12 protein-coding genes are annotated in these 16,336 nt (G+C 69.2%); 5 read left to right on the forward strand and 7 right to left on the reverse strand.

Annotated features, from left to right (window positions below; all coding sequences use genetic code 11):
• Positions 1-46 precede the first annotated feature (46 nt).
• Positions 47-3,694, reverse strand: coding sequence for a PAS domain S-box protein (locus tag ACFFJC_RS07050; RefSeq protein ID WP_379486791.1), 3,648 nt, complete (start codon positions 3,692-3,694; stop codon positions 47-49).
• A 237-nt stretch (positions 3,695-3,931) separates the two neighbouring features.
• Here ACFFJC_RS07050 and ACFFJC_RS07055 point away from each other — a divergent pair, with 237 nt between their 5' ends.
• Together ACFFJC_RS07055 and ACFFJC_RS07060 are read left to right on the forward strand one after the other, a co-directional pair.
• A complete protein-coding gene (locus ACFFJC_RS07055) occupies positions 3,932-4,201 on the forward strand; it encodes a hypothetical protein (protein ID WP_379486792.1) in 270 nt (89 codons plus the stop codon).
• Between the two features lie 166 nt (positions 4,202-4,367).
• Positions 4,368-5,540: a BON domain-containing protein gene (locus ACFFJC_RS07060; protein WP_379486793.1), complete on the forward strand. Its 1,173-nt coding sequence runs from the start codon at positions 4,368-4,370 to the stop codon at positions 5,538-5,540.
• Between the two features lie 88 nt (positions 5,541-5,628).
• Here ACFFJC_RS07060 and ACFFJC_RS07065 read toward each other — a convergent pair whose 3' ends face one another.
• Entirely contained in the window at positions 5,629-6,744 is a 1,116-nt protein-coding gene (locus tag ACFFJC_RS07065; RefSeq protein WP_379486794.1) for an acyltransferase family protein, read from the reverse strand.
• Between the two features lie 230 nt (positions 6,745-6,974).
• Here ACFFJC_RS07065 and ACFFJC_RS07070 point away from each other — a divergent pair, with 230 nt between their 5' ends.
• Positions 6,975-7,730, forward strand: a complete 756-nt coding sequence (locus tag ACFFJC_RS07070; protein ID WP_379486795.1) for a Crp/Fnr family transcriptional regulator — start codon at positions 6,975-6,977, stop codon at positions 7,728-7,730.
• A 32-nt stretch (positions 7,731-7,762) separates the two neighbouring features.
• Here the strand turns inward: ACFFJC_RS07070 and ACFFJC_RS07075 are convergent, their stop codons facing one another.
• From ACFFJC_RS07075 to ACFFJC_RS07095, 5 genes are all read right to left on the reverse strand, one after another.
• Positions 7,763-8,668 carry an acyl-CoA thioesterase gene (locus ACFFJC_RS07075; protein WP_379486796.1) on the reverse strand — a complete coding sequence of 302 codons (906 nt, stop codon included), beginning with the start codon at positions 8,666-8,668 and terminating at the stop codon, positions 7,763-7,765.
• Positions 8,661-9,065 (reverse strand): MerR family transcriptional regulator, encoded by a 405-nt coding sequence (locus ACFFJC_RS07080; RefSeq protein ID WP_379487207.1) that lies wholly within the window; start codon positions 9,063-9,065, stop codon positions 8,661-8,663. The genes ACFFJC_RS07075 and ACFFJC_RS07080 overlap by 8 nt, the downstream gene beginning before the upstream one ends.
• A 71-nt stretch (positions 9,066-9,136) precedes the next feature.
• Entirely contained in the window at positions 9,137-10,843 is a 1,707-nt protein-coding gene (locus tag ACFFJC_RS07085; protein ID WP_379486797.1) for a long-chain-fatty-acid--CoA ligase, read from the reverse strand.
• Positions 10,843-12,141, reverse strand: coding sequence for an OmpP1/FadL family transporter (locus ACFFJC_RS07090; protein WP_379486798.1), 1,299 nt, complete (start codon positions 12,139-12,141; stop codon positions 10,843-10,845). The genes ACFFJC_RS07085 and ACFFJC_RS07090 overlap by 1 nt, the downstream gene beginning before the upstream one ends.
• Positions 12,142-12,197: 56 nt before the next feature.
• On the reverse strand, positions 12,198-12,629 hold the full coding sequence (locus ACFFJC_RS07095) for a DUF2147 domain-containing protein (RefSeq protein ID WP_379486799.1): 432 nt from the start codon (positions 12,627-12,629) through the stop codon (positions 12,198-12,200).
• A 218-nt stretch (positions 12,630-12,847) separates the two neighbouring features.
• On the opposite strand from ACFFJC_RS07095, the gene ACFFJC_RS07100 reads away from it, so the two are divergent.
• Positions 12,848-13,984, forward strand: a complete 1,137-nt coding sequence (locus ACFFJC_RS07100) for a thiolase family protein (RefSeq protein WP_379486800.1) — start codon at positions 12,848-12,850, stop codon at positions 13,982-13,984.
• Positions 13,981-16,308 (forward strand): 3-hydroxyacyl-CoA dehydrogenase/enoyl-CoA hydratase family protein, encoded by a 2,328-nt coding sequence (locus ACFFJC_RS07105; RefSeq protein WP_379486801.1) that lies wholly within the window; start codon positions 13,981-13,983, stop codon positions 16,306-16,308. Before ACFFJC_RS07100 ends, ACFFJC_RS07105 begins: the two co-directional genes overlap by 4 nt.
• Positions 16,309-16,336 lie beyond the last annotated feature (28 nt).

Raw genomic sequence — 16,336 nt, forward strand, 5'->3', positions numbered from 1 at the left:
CGGCGGGAACTATTGGCAGGGCGGCTGCACCGGGGCAAGCGCGTAGTCAGCCCTCGATAATCTGTCGAATGCGCGCCGCGAGCAGGTCCATGGCGAAGGGCTTGGTGATCATCGCCATGCCGGGCTCCAGGAAGCCGGAGGCGAGCGCCGCGTTCTCGGCATAGCCGGTCATGAACAGCACCTTGAGCCCGGGGCGGGAGACGCGGCCGCCGTCGGCCATCTGGCGGCCGTTGAGACCGGGGAGCCCGATGTCGGTGATGAGCAGGTCGATGCGCCGGTTCGACTGCAGGATGGCCAGCCCGGAGGGACCGTCCGCGGCTTCGATGGCGCCGTAGCCCAGCTCGTCCAGCGCTTCCAGGATGAGGCCGCGCACCACCGGCTCGTCCTCGACCACCAGCACCACCTCGCCGTCGCGCGCGGAGGGCCGCTCTTCTTGCGTCTGCGCCTGGCTCTCGGGGATTTCCACGCCGTGCTCGCGCGGGAGGTAGAGCTTGACCGTCGTGCCCTGGCCCTCTTCCGAATAGATCCGCGCGTAACCCTCCGACTGCCGGGCGAATCCGTAGATCATCGATAGGCCGAGGCCGGTGCCCTGGCCGATCGGCTTGGTCGTGAAGAACGGCTCGAAGGCGCGGGCCGCGGCATCGGCGGTCATGCCGCAGCCCGTATCGGTGATGGCAATGCAGACGTACTGGCCCGGCCGCACGTCTCTCTCCCGCGCGGTGTAGTGGCTGTCCAGATGGGTGTTGCAGGTCTCGATCGTCAGCTTGCCACCACCCGGCATGGCGTCACGGGCATTGATGACCAGGTTGAGGATCGCGCTCTCGAGCTGGTTGGGATCGCAGCGGGTCAGCCACAGCCCTCCGGCCAGCACGAACTCCAACTCGATGTGCTCGCCCAGGGTGCGCCGCAGCAGGTCCTCCATTGAGGCGATCAGCGGATTGCTGCGGACCGGGCGAGGGTCGAGCGGCTGGCGGCGAGAGAAGGCGAGCAGGCGGTGCGTCAGCGCCGCGGCGCGCTCGGCCGAAGTGCGCGCGCCTGCCAGCCAGCGGTCGAGGTCGCTGGTCCGGCCCTGCGCGATCCGCGTGCTCATGACGTCAAGGCTCCCGGTGATGCCCTGGAGCAGGTTGTTGAAGTCGTGCGCGATACCGCCGGTCAGCTGCCCGACGGCCTCCATCTTCTGGCTCTGACGCAGGGCCTCCTCCACGGCGCGCTGCTCGGTGATGTCACGGCCGACGGCGTGGATCCGCCCACCGTCGGGCACTGCAGTCCAGGCCAGCAGCCGGTAGTCGCCCTCGCGGGTGCGGTAGCGGTTCTCGAACGCAATCGTTCCCGCGCCGGCCGCCAGCTTGCGCACTTCGGCAGCCGTCGCTTCGCGGTCGTCAGGATGGACGAAGGCGGCAATGCGCCGGCCGAGCATCTCCCCCTCGTGCCAGCCCAGCAGGCGCTCGGCCGAAGGGTTCACGGCGGTGATCATGCCGGTGTAGTCGCACACCAGCATCAGGTCGCGGCTGATCGCCCAGAGCCGGTCGCGATCTTGCGCGTAAGCCGCCTCGGCCTGCTTCTGCGCCTCGATCTCGGTGTTGCTGCCGATCCAGGCGGAGGTCGCACCCTCGGCGTCGGTCAGCGGCAGCGCGCGCGAGAGATGCCAGCGGTAGACGCCCTCGCTGTCGCGCAGCCGCAGCTCGGCGTCGTAGATCCCGCCGGATGCCACCGCCTCGGACCAGCGCTTCATGGCCTCGCCCCGGTCCTCGGGATGGATCAGGCCGATCCAACCGTCGCCCTCCAGGCTCCCGCGCTCGGCGCCCGAGAAGGCGTAGGCCCGGTCATTGAACCAGTCGAGCTGGCCGTCGGCGCTTGCGGTCCAGACCTGGATCGGCATGTTCTGGGCCAGGAGGCTGAACTGCGCCTCGCTCTTTTCAAGCGCGAGCTGGGTGCGGCGCCGCTCGGTGACGTCCTGGACCACGCCGATCATGCGCACCGGGTGGCCGTCTTCGTCGTATTCGAAGTCCGCCTTGCGGGCGATCACGCGCTCTTCCCCGGTGTCCGCGCGCAGGATGCGGTACTCGACGTCGAGCGGCGCCGTGCCCGAGGCGCGGCCGGCCTTGCTCGAGGCGATGTGGCGGTCGGCCAGGACGACGATGTCCTCGAGGTCGCCCGGCGCGACCAGCGCGTCCGGCTCGAAGCCGAAGATCCGGCAGAACTCCTCGGTGCCGCTGACGATGTTCCTGTCGATGTCTACGGAAAACAGGCCGATCCCGCCTGCCACCTGGGCGCGCCGCAAGTGGTCCTCGCTCAGCCGCAGGGCCTCGTGGGTCTCGTGCTCGGCAGTGCGGTCGCGCATCAGCTTGACGAAGCCGATCGGCTGGCCGGTCTCGTCGCGCAGGGGGGACATCTCGCTGAGTCCCCAGAACCGGTCGCCGGACTTGCGCAAGTGCCAGCGCGCGTCCTGGGCGCGGCCGCTTTCCAGCGCCTCCTGGCGCTTGCGGGCGGGCCGGCCCGCCTCGCGGTCCTCCGGCGTGAAGAACAGCTCCATCGGCTGCCCGAGCATCTCCGCTTCGGTCCACCCCAGCATCGCGGCGGCGCCGGCGTTCCACAGGGTGACGATGCCGTCGAGGTCGGTGGCGACGATGCCGTAGTCGGTCGCGCCGTCGAGAATCTGGCGGTTGTACTCCTCGCGCTCACGCAGCACGTTCTCGGCGCCGACGCGCTGCACATGGGCCCAGGAGCGCTCGGTCACTTCGCGGATCACGCTCAGCTCGTAGTCGGTCCAGTGGTGCGGCGTGCTGCTGTGGATCGCCATCAGCGCGGTCAACCGGCCTTCCTTCAGCAGCGGCATGCAGATGGTGGCGGCGATGCCGATGTCCTGGAAGGTCTTGGCCTCTTCGGGCGCGATCTCGGCCGCGTTGTCGTTGATGATGAGCGGCCGGCCGGCGGACAGCTCGCGAACCGCAAGCCGGCCGAAGTCGGCAAGGCTGTAGTGCCCGACGATCGACGGCGACCCTTGCGCGTGCCAGTTGCCGCGGATGGTGAAGCCGTCCTGGTCCGCGTCCATGTCGGCGTAGGCGCAGTTGGTGAGGCCCAGGTGCTCGGCGGTGAGCCGGGTGGTGACGGCGAGGATCTCGTCGGCGTCGCGGCTGCCGGCAACCGCGCGGCTGAGGTGATCGAGGAAGCGCAGGCGGTTCTCGCTCTCCTCCAGCGCGGCGCGGGCGCGCACCGCTTCGGTGGTCTCCACGACGATGGCGATGACACCCCCCGGCTCGCCGTCGTCGCCGGGCACGGGGGAATAGTCGAGGTCCATCCACACGCGCTCGGGCTGGCCGTTGCGGTGGAGCGTCAGCGCGTGGTCGCGGTAGCTCAGCGTGCCGCCGGCGAGGCCGACGCGCATGACGTTGTCGTTGAAGTCGGCAATTTCGTCCCAGCCGTCGCGGACGTTCGAGCCGAGCAGGCTGGCGTCGCGTCCGCCGGCGAACCGCGAATAGGCGTCGTTGTAGATCATGACGCCTTCCTGGCCCCAGAGCAGCACCAGCGGGACGGGGGAGGGGAGCATCATGCCCACGGTATTGCGCAAGCTGGCGGGCCAGCGTTCGATCGGCCCGATCGGTGTCTGGCTCCAGTCGTGTTCGACGATCCGCCGCGCAAGATCGCCGCCAAAGCCCATGAACCGCTCGCCGGTGCCATCCTCGTCGCGCGTCATGTGGTTCGGTGTCCCCCTTCGCACCGCGGCGGGGGGGCCGTAGCGTCGCAAGATCACTCGCAAACCCGCACCGCTCGCGCAAGTTCCCGCTCGTTTCGGTTGCGGACAGGATCGCCCGGCCGTCCGCCGCGCACGGCATGTCGGATCACGGCGTGCCCGGCGAAACTCCGCGCCCGGCGCGGCTCTTGAGAGGGGGCAGCGGCTGCAAATGCCGCATCGTGAGAGAAGGAGCACACCATGTCTGGTGGAGGCGAATTGGAGCCCCAGGATTCCCGCAAGGTGACCGGCACCGCGGGCGATCCGTCCAAGTCCTGGCGCGAGCAGGAAGACGCCCGCGCGGGCCGCGGCGAGTACGAGCCGGTGGATTCGCGCAGCGTCACCGGCCAGGCGGTCGGCGGCGAGGACCGCGGGCGCAACGACGAGAAGGAACCGCCCCGAGCCGGTGCGCCCGCGGAGGGCTCGAACAAGGCCGTGGATGGCACCCAGCGCGCCGACTGGGGCAAGTGAGGTCCGTCGCGCGCGGCGCGTGCCGTGCGACGGACGCCGCGCCCGGCGCGCCGGGCAGTGGATCGAACGGCGGTTGTACGCCGTTCCCTGAGTATCGCGCCGGAGCATGCAGGCAACCCCGCGGCTTCCCGGCGCAAGGATCAGAATGAAATCGAGGAGAGTATCCATGAACGAACGTGATCTCAACGAAGGCAACCGCCAGCAGGGCGGCTTTCGCACCGACGAGAGCGCGTGGGATTCGCCGCGGCAGGCCAACCAGTGGCAGAGCGAGTCGAGCCAGGCCGGCGGCGGCTGGGGATCGGAGGACTCGCAGCGCAGTGCCTCTCGCGATACGGGGCGCAGCGCGTCACGCGATCCCGACGCCCGCTATTACGGCGACCCGCGTGACGAGGGCGACAGCGGCTGGCGCGAGCGCAGCCACCGCGGCGGCCGCTCCGGCTACGGCGGGCGCGACCGCTTCGAGCGCGGCTCGCAAGGGCGCGGGTGGGGCGATCGTGGCTACACCGAGCGCAGCCATGGCGGCGGCTACGGCTTGCGCGATCAAGGCCACTGGGATCGCGATCAGTCCCGACACGGCCAGGAGGACCGCGGCTACCGCTTCTCCGGCTCACGCGAGGCGAACTATCCCTCGCGCGCGTTCGACGCCAGCGGCGGCAACGACTATGCGAGCTTCACCAGCGAGGACTACGGCGGCCGCGACTTCTCCAGCCGCGGAGGCGGCCTGAGCGGCGGCATGAGCCCGAGCAACAGCTATCGCGAGAGCTACGGGCCCGGCAGCTGGTCCAGCCGCCGCGACTATGGCGACTGGCGCGAGTATGGCGAGAGCCGCGGCTTCCTGCAGCGCGCCGGTGACGAGATCGCCAGCTGGTTCGGCGACGACGAGGCCGCCCGCCGCCGGGAACAGGATCATCGTGGCCGTGGTCCTTCGGACTACACCCGCTCCGATGAGCGCATCCGCGAGGACATCAACGATGCCCTGACGCACGACAACCGGCTCGACGCCACGCATATCCGCGTCTCGGTGAAGAGCGGAGAGGCAACGCTGGAAGGCACGGTCGAGAGCCGGCAGGACAAGCGCCGCGCGGAGGATCTTGCGGACAACGTCTCGGGCGTGAGGCATGTGCAGAACAACCTGCGCGTCACCAGCGGAACGGCGAGCAGCAGCAGCAGCGGCAGCGGCCTGACTGCCGGCACCAGCACCCCGGGCTATTCCCATACCGACACCACCGCGACGAACACGGGCACAGGTTCGACCACCGGTTCGGGCTCGGGAACCTCGGGATCGACCGGGTCCACGAGCGCGTCCACCGGCTCGACGGGCAGCAGCCGCACGTCGTGACCTGACCTGCCACAGAACGGGCGGTCCGTCCTGATACGGACCGCTCGCTTCGAAGGGGAGCCTTTCCGGCTCCCCTTTTTGTGTCCGCTCAGGCCGAGGAACGCGTGCCGCGGCCCAGGCGGCCACCGCTCAGCACGTGGGCCGTACCGGGCGCGAAGCGCAGCAGCAGCCGCGCGGCCAGGATGACCGTCGCCATCACCAGGAACGGCTGCGCCAGCAGGTAGGCCGGATAGAGCGGAGACCCCAGCTTGCCGGTCCACTGCCCGATCGCCGGCCCGCCCAGCCACACGACGATGAGGTGGGCGCAAAAGTAGAAGAACATGTACGGCTCCACCCGCAGCAGCGGCCTGGCGAGTGGACGCGGCGCCAGGGCCAGGGCGATGCGCCAGACCGCCAGCGAGGCCGCGATCCGCAGCACGAGGTCGAGCCCCGCCGTCAGCGCGCTGTCGAACGGGCGCACGTCGCCGACCGAGAGATAGAGGTGCAGCGGCGCCAGGATCGCGAAAGGGAGCACGGCCGCGGGCAGCGGCCAGCGCGCGATGCGATCGGCCAGGTCAGTGCGCCGGGCGATGATCCCCAGCGTGAAGAACATCAGGATCGAGGCGCGCAGGATCACCGGCGGCCCGATTCCGAGCACGTGGCAGGTCCCCGCCGCCAGCGCCACCATGCCGAGCGCCGCCAGCGGCAACCGGACCAGCAGCGGCGCGATCACCATGCACAGGAACAGGTCGCGCAGGAACGGCATCTGCACGTTGATGTCGGGAGGACGGGTGACGATGAACAACTCCTCCGCCAGCCATCCTGCCGACTGCGGGATGGGCGCCTTGAGGTCGAGCAGCCACGCCGCGCCCGAGACCAGCACCACCGCCAGCGCGTTCCACAGGACCATCGGCAGCAGGATCGTGCGCGCCTTGCGCCCGATGTGCGCGCCCCAGTCGCGGGTGCGGCGCGAGCCTGCGACCAGCCAGCCGGAGATCAGCCCCAGCAGCGGCACGGCGCTGCGCCCGAAGATCTCCATCAGGATCCAGCGCAGGACCTCCTGCGGGGTCCCGCGCAGCTGTTCCAGTTCGTGGCCCGAGAGCCCGGTCCAGGCGTGAACATAGACAACGCCGGTGATGCAGACGACGCGGGCGATGCGGATGGCATCGGAACGCCTGCGCGCTTGCGCCTCCGTCGCGTCAGGCCCCCAAGGCTCCCCCATCATCTTCCTCGTTCCTGGCGTTTGTCGCGGAGGTAAACCTCCAGCCCTGCTGTGGTTGCCTGGATCGCCCCTGGCGAGTCCGGCGGGACAGGCCGGAGCGGGCGGGCGATGAGCCGGACGAAGCCGACCCCGGTCGGCTGCATGTCCGGACGTCCCTTGCCGCAGGCCTGAAAAGTTCCGCACTCAATCGGGCACTTAACGCATGTAAATGCTGCAAGCGGCCAGAGCGCGCAATGGACGTGGGTTCAGTCTCCTCGTCGGGAACCCCCACCGCATTGTCCTTAAACCTGTCTGCGTTCGGTAAGCTGACGGCCGCCGACCGTGATCTCCTGAAGACCACTCTCACCAAGCGCGTGCGTACCGTGCCGGCGCGCCGGGACATCGTTCGCGAGGGCGATCGGCCCCACTTCGTCAACGTCGTGCTCGAGGGCTGGGCGCAGCGTTCCAAGCAGCTGGCCGACGGACGGCGGCAGATTCTCTCGTTCCTGCTGCCTGGGGAATTGTGCGACCCCAACATCTTCATCCTCAAGCGGCTGGATCACACCTTGTCCACAGTGACCACGGTGCGGCTTGGCGAAGTGCCCAAGCAGGAACTGCGCGAGCTTGTCCAGGCCCGGCCCGCCATTGCCGAGGCCCTGTGGTGGACGGAACTGGTGGCCGGCGCCATCCAGCGCGAATGGACGACGAGCATCGGGCAGCGCACGGCCTACGAGCGGATCGCGCACTTGTTCTGCGAGCTCTTCGTGCGGAGCCGCACTGCCGGGCTGACGGACGCGAACACCTGCGAGTTCCCGCTGACCCAGTCGGACATCGCCGACGCCACCGGGATGACCCAGGTGCATGTCAACCGTACCATCCAGGAGATGCGGCGCGACGGGCTGATCGACCTGCGCAGCCGCCAGATGACGGTTCACGACCTGGACCGGCTGATGGCCGTGGCGCTGTTCAACACCAACTACCTGCACCTGGACCATCGCGCCGACGCCTAGGTCACGTGATGCCTGGTCTTCGGTGAAGCCGATCAGGACCCGGGCGGTCCCCCCACGCGCTCGCCCCTGACGGCCCCTGCAGGAAGAATGCGGCACAAACCTTCCTGCGCCACGCTGGCGACGAGGCGACCCGCGCGGTCGTGGACGGTGCCGCGTGCGAAGCCGCGGCCGGCACCGGCCCAGGGACTGTCCATCGCATAGAGCAGCCAGTCGTCGACCGGTGGCGTCGCGTGGAACCAGACCGCGTGGTCGAGGCTCGCCACCTGGAGCCCGGGGGCGAAGAAGCCGCCGGCATGGGGCATCACCGCGGTGGAGACGAGCGCAAAGTCGCTGGCGTAGGCAAGGACGACGCGGCTGAGCGCCTCGTCGGCGTCCATCGGCGCGCCCAGGCGGAACCACAGGAACTGGCGGGGCATGCCCGATCCTTCGGCATCGAGCCGCGCCGGCGGTCCCGGCCGGACCTCGAAGGCGGCGAGCCGCTCCAGCATGGCGGAAGGCATGCGCGTCCCCGCCGCCGCCAGCGCCTCCACCAGCCCCGGGCATTGCTCGGGTCCCGGTACCTCGCGGATCGGCGCGGCATGGGCAAAGCCGTCCTCGCGGCGATGGAAGGAAGCGGCGAGATTGAGGATGGGCTTGCCGCCCTGCATCGCCACGACCCGGCGATTGGTGAAGCTGCCCCCGTCGAAGTCGCGAAGGACGCGATAGACGATCGGGCGGGCCGGGTCGCCGGCGCGCAGGAAATAGGCGTGGAGCGAGTGGGCCTGCCGGTCCTCCCCCACCCCGCGACCGGCGGCGGCGAGGGCCTGGGCAACGACCTGTCCGCCGAACACGCGGCCGGGTCCCTCCGCGGAGGGCGCGCCGCGGAACAGGTCCACGTCGAGTTCCTCCACCTGGAGCATGTCGCGCAGTTCCGCGACCGCGACGCGGGGCTCAGTCACGTTCGGGATCCTTTCCGTCCACCGGGCGCACCGGGGAACCCTCGAGCCAGGCGAGCGCCTGCCGCTCGATCGAGAGGAGTTCCTCCAGCGTCTGCTCGATCGCGCGCTTCTGCCTGTGCAGGCCCGCGATCCGTTCGCCGACCTTGGCCTTCAGCTTGCGCACCTGTTCGTGGTGCTCCGGATCGACGTCGTAGAGGTCGAGGAACTCGGCGATTTCGCGGATGGAGAACCCCAGCCGCTTGCCGCGCAGGATGAGCTGCATGCGCCCCATCTCGCGCCTGGAGTAGATGCGGGTCGTGCCCACCCGCTGGGGCGCGATCAGCCCCTTGTCCTCGTAGAAGCGCAAGGTGCGCATCGTCACACCCAGCTGCCGCGCGGCATCCTGGATGCCGAGCATCTGCGGGCCTTCGACGTCTCCGGCGGGAGCGGGAGCGGGATCGAGCGCGGGATCGGGATGGGGGGCGGAACTCAAGCGGGCGGCCCGTCGCCGCGCCGTGCGGCCTCCTCGGCGGCGAGTTCCTTTTTCGACAGCTTGCCCACCATGGTCTTGGGCAGCGTGTCGCGGAACTCGATGACGGATGGAAGCTCGATCTTGTTCAGTCGTTCGCGCAGGAACCCCATGAGCGTCTCCTGGTCCAGCAGGTCGCCGGGCTGGAGCACGACGAAGGCCTTGGGCGACTGCCCGCGATAGGTATCGGGAATGCCGATCACCGCGGCCTCGGCCACCATCGGGTGCTCGTAGAGCGCCTCCTCGATCACGCGCGGATAGACGTTGTAGCCGCCGCACAGGATCACGTCCTTGATGCGATCGACCAGGAACAGATAGCCGTCCTCGTCGAGGTAGCCGATGTCGCCGGTGCGAAGGGCGCCGAAGATGAACGTCTTCTCGCTCTCGTCCGGCCGGTTCCAGTAACCCTTCATCACCTGCGGGCCGCGCGCGCAGACCTCGCCCTTCTCGCCCTGGCGGCACACACGGTGCGGGGCAGCCGGGTCGCGGATCTCGAGCGCGGTGCCAGGGAACGCGGGGCCGCAGGAGTTGTCCTTGACCAGGCCTTCGAGCGGGTTGCAGGCGATGATCGGGCTGGCCTCTGACAGGCCGTAGCCTTCGACCACGCGCACGCCGGTGCGCTCCTCGAAGGCGCGGCGCACTTCCAGCGGCAGCGGCGCGCCGCCGGAGATGCAGACGCGCACGTTGTCGAACTCGCCATGGAGCTGCTGCCCGTTGAGCGCGGTGTAGAGCGTGGGCACGCCGAAGAACTGCGTCGGCTTGGTACGGCGGGCGGTGGCAAGGAACGACTTCATTTCGAAGCGCGGCAGCAGGATCATCTCGGCGGCGGTGTCCACCGAGTAGTTCAGCACCGTGGTCAGCGCGAAGACGTGGAACAGCGGCAGCACGCCCAGCGTGCGCTCCTGCTGCTCGGGCATGTGGCCCACGTGGGCGATCATCTGCGCCGAGTTGGCGGCGAGGTTGGCGTGGGTCAGCATCGCGCCCTTGGGCACGCCGGTGGTGCCGCCGGTGTACTGCAGCACGGCGAGGTCGCCGGGGGAGCGCTCCACCGGGTCGAGCGGAGCATCGCGCGCGATCAGGTTGGCGAAGCGGGCGTAGCGAAGGTCGTTGGGCTCGTGCGCGATGTCGCCGCGCTTGAACAGCTGGAAGGCGCGGCGCTTGAAGGCGGGGAGCACGTCGGCGAACGGGCACACGATCACGCGCTTGAGGCAGCCCTTGCCGTCCTTGCCGCCCACCAGCGGCTCGATCTTGGGCAGCGAGAGGGCGAGGTCGGTGGCGATCATCACCTCGCACCCCGAGTCCTCGACCTGGTGCGCCATCTCGCGCTCGGTGTAGAGCGGGTTGAAGTTCACCACCACGCCGCCGATGCGCAGCACGGCGAAGTAGCAGATCACGTAGTAGGGCGTATTCGGCAGGCACAGGCCGACGCGCGTGCCCTTGACCACGCCGAGGTCCTGCAGCCCCCGAGCCGCGCGCTGGACCAGGTCGCCGATCTCGGCATAGGTCCAGCGCCGGCCCATGAAGTCGATGGCCGGCCACGCGCCATGCGCCGAGACGGCATGGTCGAGCAGGTCGGTCAGCAGGCGCGGCGCGATCGGCGGCATCTCGTCTGCCGGTGGGGTATGGGTGGCGGGGGAGTTCCCGCCGATCGTCGCCGCTTCAGTCATCAGAAGGCCATCCTTGCGCCGAGGGAGAGGACGAGGGCGGACGCGTCCTGCAGTTCGCCGTCCACCAGGATCGGGGTCTGCGCCGTGGTGCCCGCGTAGGCAGCCGTGGTGCGGTCGATCGCGGCATCGTCGAAGGTGATGTACGAGGCCGCCGCGTCGATCGTGAAGCGCTGGCTCAGCGCGTAGCTGGTACCGGCCGAGAAGTTCCAGCGGTTGCTGTCCGGCACGCGGGCGTCACGGTCGCCGTCGCGGGTGGGGGTGATGCCGCGCTGGAAGCCGGCGCGCACCGTCCACTCGGGGCTCACGTCGTAGTCCGCGCCCAGCGCCCAGGTCCAGCTGTTGCGGTAGTTCTCGGGGATCGACTGGTTGATCGGGGCGCCGAGGTCGATCGAGTCGAACTTGCTCCAGCCCATGCGCACGACCTGCGCGTTGAGGGTCAGCTTCTGGCTGACGCGGGCGCGGGCGCTGCCGATGATCTGCCACGGGGTCTCGAACTCGGCGGTGGCGTCGATGGTGCGGTTCTGCGCCGCGAGCGGGCCCTGCAGCCCCTCGATGGTGAGGGTGCCGTCGAGCTTGTGCTTGATCGCCGACTTGTAGGCGAGGCCCAGCGAGACCGGGCCGTCGTGGAACTGGATGCCGGCCGACCAGCCCACGTCCCAGCCCTTGCCTTCGAGGTTCTGGTGGCCGTCGGGCAGCAGTGGCGAGAGGTCGGGCAGCGCGTTGCCGAGCGCGGCGTCGACATGCTCGATGTTGGCGGCGGCGCCGATGTACAGCCCGTCCGTCAGCGCGACCGCCAGGCTGGGCTGGATGTCGAAAGTGCGCAGCTTGGTCTTGTCCGCGGTGTAGCGGGCCCAGCTGTCGGCGTCGTAGTCGGTGGTGAACGAGTAAGGGGCGGTCACCGAGAGGCCGACGGCCACGCGGCCGAAGCCGTAGGCGATGGCACCCGAGGGGAGGACGCCGTTGTTGATCGGGTTGCGCGCGACCGGATCGCCGCCGACCGAGGCAGGGGCCTGGAGCGGGCGGACGATCAGGGTGTTGTTGTCCACCACGTCGCCGCGCGGCCGGATGAAGCTGGCGCGGACCGAAGCCTCGCCGCCCTGCAGGCCCGCGATCGAGGCCGGGTTCCACCACAGCGAATCGACGCCCTTGTCGGCCGCTTCGCCCGAGAAGGCGCGGCCCTGACCGCGTACGGACTGCTCCTGCAGGTAGAACGCCTGTGCGTTCGCCGATCCCGCCCAGGCAAGGGCCACGGCGCTGGCAGCGCCCGCAAGAAGGATGCGGCCGGACTTGGTATTCATGTCGTACTCTCCCTTGAACATAGTGACTTAGGCATTCCGGGTAACGCGGCCGTGGCTCACTTGATCCGCGTCCAGGTCTGCGTCTTGCACAGCGGCCAGACGATGCAGCCCTTGAGCTTGAGCGTGTCGGCACCGGCCGGGGTGATGGTGGCCTTGTAGGTGCCGCCGTCTTCCGGGTTGTAGATCGTGCCGCCCGACCACTGGCTGCCGTCGCGCTTGAAGCCGCCCAGGATCTGCAGTCCCTTGAGGCGACGGTCGCGCTTGGTCGCGTCCTTGTTGTTGACGTCCTTCAGCTCAGGATTGGTCCTGATGTTGTCGGAGGACATCAGCTTGCCGCAGAGCGAGGCGCCGCAGCGCTCGATCTCCACGGTGCCGTGCTTGGAAGGCGTGCGCCAGGTGCCGAGAACCGAATCGGCATCGGCCGCCAGTGCCGGAGCAGCGCCGAGCGCGGAAACCAACGCCAGCGCCGTAAGTTTTCTGAAGTGCATCTGCGACCTCTCCATCTCTCTCGCCCGGGTTTTCTTGCAGGAACCGGGCCCCTGGCTTCGCAGGTGACCACCGATCCCGAACCGGATGGACTCGGCATAACCCAAAATTTGCTTGACGTATAGGGAAAGATTCGCACCTTAAGGGAAGACGTTCGCGAGGAACGAGGATCGCTTCGGATTCGGCGAAAGCCGCGCCGGTCCGCTCATGGAGAGAATGCATGCAAAGCGTCGTGATCGCGGGTTACGCCCGCTCGCCCTTCCATCTGGCCAACAAGGGCGCGCTTGCCCGCGTTCGCCCCGATGACCTTGCCGCGCAGGTGATTCGCGGTCTCATTGCCAAGACCGGGGTCGAGCCCTCGGACATCGAGGACATCATCGTCGGTTGCGCCTTCCCCGAAGGCGAGCAGGGCCTGAACGTGGCGCGCCTGATCGGTCTGCTGGCCGACCTGCCGATCTCGGTCGGCGGCATGACCGTGAACCGCTTTTGCGGCTCCTCGATGAGCTCCATCCAGATCGCGATGGGCCAGATCGCGATCGGCGCGGGCGAGGTGTTCGTCTGTGCCGGCGTCGAATCGATGAGCCGCGTGCCGATGATGGGCTTCAACCCACTTCCGAACCCCGCGCTGGCCAAGAAGAGCGCCGCCTACATGGGCATGGGCGAGACGGCGGAGAACGTCGCCACCAAGTACCAGATCCCCCGCGCCGAGCAGGAAGCACTGGCGGTCGAGAGCCAGAAGCGCGCCGCCGCGGCGCGCGACGCCGGCAAGCTGATCGACGAGATCGTGCCGATCGAGACCAAGGGCGGCACCGTGACCGAGGACGGCACCATTCGCGCCGAGACCACGGCCGAGGGCCTCGCCGGGCTCAAGCCGGCGTTCGACGCCAACGGCTCGGTCACCGCCGGCACCTCCTCGCCGCTGACCGACGGCGCCAGCGCCGTGCTCGTCACCACCGAGGAATACGCGCGCGCCCATGGGCTGCCGATCCTCGCCCGCATCAAGTCGGTCGCCATCTCCGGCTGCGCACCCGAGACCATGGGCCTCGGCCCGATCCTGTCCAGCCAGAAGGCCATGGAGCGCGCCGGCATTTCCGCCGCCGACCTCGACGTGGTGGAACTGAACGAGGCCTTCGCCAGCCAGGCGCTCGCCTGCATCAAGGACCTGGGCCTCGACCTCGCGAAGGTGAACATCGACGGCGGCGCCATCGCCATCGGCCACCCGCTCGGCGCCACCGGCGCGCGCATCGTCGGCAAGGCGGCCTCGCTGCTCAAGCGCGAAGGCGGCAAGTACGCGCTCGCCAGCCAGTGCATCGGCGGCGGGCAGGGCATCGCCACCGTCCTGGAGGCCGTGGAATGAGCGAGACCGCCATCAGGAAAGTCTGCGTCATCGGCGCCGGCACCATGGGTGCCGGGATCGCCGCGCAAGTCGCCAATGCGGGCGTGCCGGTGCTGCTGCTCGACATCGTCCCCAAGGACGGGACAAACCGCAACGCCATCGCCGAAGGCGCGGTGGCGAAGATGCTCAAGACCGAGCCCGCGCCGTTCATGAGCAAGTCGGCGGCCAAGCTGGTCGAGACCGGCAACATCGAGGATCACCTCGACAAGATCGCCGAGTGCGACTGGGTGGTCGAGGCCGTGATCGAGCGGCTCGACATCAAGCAGGGCCTCTACGCGAAGATCGAGGCGGTGAAGCGCGAAGGCACCGCGGTGTCGTCCAACACCTCGACGATCCCGCTCGGCCAGCTGGTCGAAGGCCGCTCGGACGCGTTCAAGCGCGACTTCCTCATCACCCACTTCTTCAACCCGCCGCGCTACATGCGCCTGCTGGAGATCGTCAACGGACCCGAGACCGACGCTGCCGTGGCTGCGAAGGTCGAGCGGTTCGCCGACGTCGCCATGGGCAAGACGGTGGTCAGGGCCAACGACACGCCGGGCTTCATCGCCAACCGCATCGGCACCTACTGGATCCAGCTCGGCCTCAACGCCGCGTTCGACATGGGGATCACGGTGGAGCTGGCCGACGCCATCGCCGGCAAGCCGATGGGCGTGCCCAAGACCGGCATCTTCGGCCTCGTCGACCTCGTCGGTATCGACCTCATGCCGCACCTGCAGGCCAGCCTCACCTCGACGCTCGCCAAGGACGATCCGTACCACGCGATCGCCCGCAGCCATCCCCTGATCGAGAAGATGATCGGCGAAGGCTACACCGGTCGCAAGGGCAAGGGCGGGTTCTATCGCCTCAACAAGGAGATGGGCCGCCGCAAGGAGACCATCGACCTCGCCACCGGCGAATACCGCGAGACGATCCGCGCCGCCGGTCCTTCGGGCGCGGCGGGCCGTGGTGACCTGCGCAAGCTGGTGGAGGCCAAGGGTCCGGTCGGCGAGTACGCCTGGGCGGTGCTGGGCGGCACGCTGGCCTATGCGGCCGGCCTGGTGCCCTCGGCGGCGGGTGACGTGGTCGCGATCGACGACGCCATGAAGCTGGGCTACAACTGGAAGGCCGGGCCTTTCGAGATGATCGACAAGCTGGGCGCCGCCTGGCTCGCCGCCCGCCTCGAGGCCGAAGGCCGGCCGGTGCCCGAAATCCTGAAGGTCGCGGGGGATCGCCCGTTCTACCGCATCGAGAACGGCAAGCGCCAGTTCCTCGGCCTCGACGGCGAGTACCGCGACGTCGTGCGGCCCGAGGGCGTGCTGCGGCTGGAGGACATCAAGCTCGCGTCCAAGCCGCTCCTGAAGAACGGTTCCGCCGCGCTGTGGGACGTGGGCGACGGCGTCGTCGCGCTCGAATTCACCGGCAAGATGAACGCGCTCGACGGCGACGTCATGAAGCTGATCGTCGAGGCGATCGGCCTGGTGAAAGCCAAGTACAAGGCGCTCGTGGTCTACAACGATGCCGACAGCTTCTCGGCCGGCGCCAACCTCGGCCTTGCGCTCTTCGCGCTCAACATCGCGGCCTGGAGCGAGATCGAGAAGCTCGTGGCGGGCGGGCAGATGGCCAACAAGGGCCTGAAGTACGCACCGTTCCCGGTGGTCGGCGCGCCCGCCGGGCTCGCGGTCGGCGGCGGCTGCGAGATCCTGCTCCACTGCGACGCGGTGCAGGCCCATGCCGAGCTCTACATGGGCCTCGTCGAATGCGGCGTCGGCCTGATTCCGGGCTGGGGCGGCAACGGCGAGATGCTCGACCGCTGGCAGAAGAACAAGCTGATGCCCAAGGGCCCGATGCCCGCGGTCGCCAAGGTGTTCGAGACGGTGTCCACCGCCTCGGTCTCCAAGTCGGCGGCGCAGGCCAAGGAGATGCTGTTCCTGCGCGAGAGCGACGCGATCACGATGAACCGCGACCGCCTGCTCTACGATGCCAAGCAGAAGGCGCTGAGCATGGTCGAGGGCTACACCCCGCCCGAGGCCCCGCACTTCCGCCTGCCGGGCGAAAGCGGCCGCGTGGCGCTGAACATGGCGGCGGACGGCTTCCACAAGCAGGGCAAGGCGACCGATTACGACCTGGTCGTCTCCGATGCCCTGGCCGGCGTGCTCTCGGGCGGCGAGGCGGACCTCGTCGACGTGGTGAGCGAGCAGGAGCTGCTCAAGCTGGAGCGCGAGACCTTCATGCGCCTGGTGCGCGAGCCGCGTTCGATCGCCCGCGTGGAGCACATGCTCGAAACCGGCAAGCCGCTGCGCAACTGACGACATAGGGGCGGTCCCCGGTCAGCCG

Source organism: Novosphingobium soli (genome assembly GCF_042432915.1).
Taxonomy (GTDB): Bacteria; Pseudomonadota; Alphaproteobacteria; order Sphingomonadales; family Sphingomonadaceae; genus Novosphingobium; species Novosphingobium soli.

Excerpts from the sequence above, each read along its gene's own strand:
- ACFFJC_RS07050 (WP_379486791.1), bottom strand. The coding sequence starts at position 3,694 with ATGACGCGCGACGAGGATGGCACCGGCGAGCGGTTCATGGGCTTTGGC.
- ACFFJC_RS07055 (WP_379486792.1), top strand. The coding sequence starts at position 3,932 with ATGTCTGGTGGAGGCGAATTGGAGCCCCAGGATTCCCGCAAGGTGACC.
- ACFFJC_RS07060 (WP_379486793.1), top strand. The coding sequence starts at position 4,368 with ATGAACGAACGTGATCTCAACGAAGGCAACCGCCAGCAGGGCGGCTTT.
- ACFFJC_RS07065 (WP_379486794.1), bottom strand. The coding sequence starts at position 6,744 with ATGATGGGGGAGCCTTGGGGGCCTGACGCGACGGAGGCGCAAGCGCGC.
- ACFFJC_RS07070 (WP_379486795.1), top strand. The coding sequence starts at position 6,975 with ATGGACGTGGGTTCAGTCTCCTCGTCGGGAACCCCCACCGCATTGTCC.
- ACFFJC_RS07080 (WP_379487207.1), bottom strand. The coding sequence starts at position 9,065 with ATGCTCGGCATCCAGGATGCCGCGCGGCAGCTGGGTGTGACGATGCGC.
- ACFFJC_RS07085 (WP_379486797.1), bottom strand. The coding sequence starts at position 10,843 with ATGACTGAAGCGGCGACGATCGGCGGGAACTCCCCCGCCACCCATACC.
- ACFFJC_RS07090 (WP_379486798.1), bottom strand. The coding sequence starts at position 12,141 with ATGAATACCAAGTCCGGCCGCATCCTTCTTGCGGGCGCTGCCAGCGCC.
- ACFFJC_RS07095 (WP_379486799.1), bottom strand. The coding sequence starts at position 12,629 with ATGCACTTCAGAAAACTTACGGCGCTGGCGTTGGTTTCCGCGCTCGGC.
- ACFFJC_RS07100 (WP_379486800.1), top strand. The coding sequence starts at position 12,848 with ATGCAAAGCGTCGTGATCGCGGGTTACGCCCGCTCGCCCTTCCATCTG.
- ACFFJC_RS07105 (WP_379486801.1), top strand. The coding sequence starts at position 13,981 with ATGAGCGAGACCGCCATCAGGAAAGTCTGCGTCATCGGCGCCGGCACC.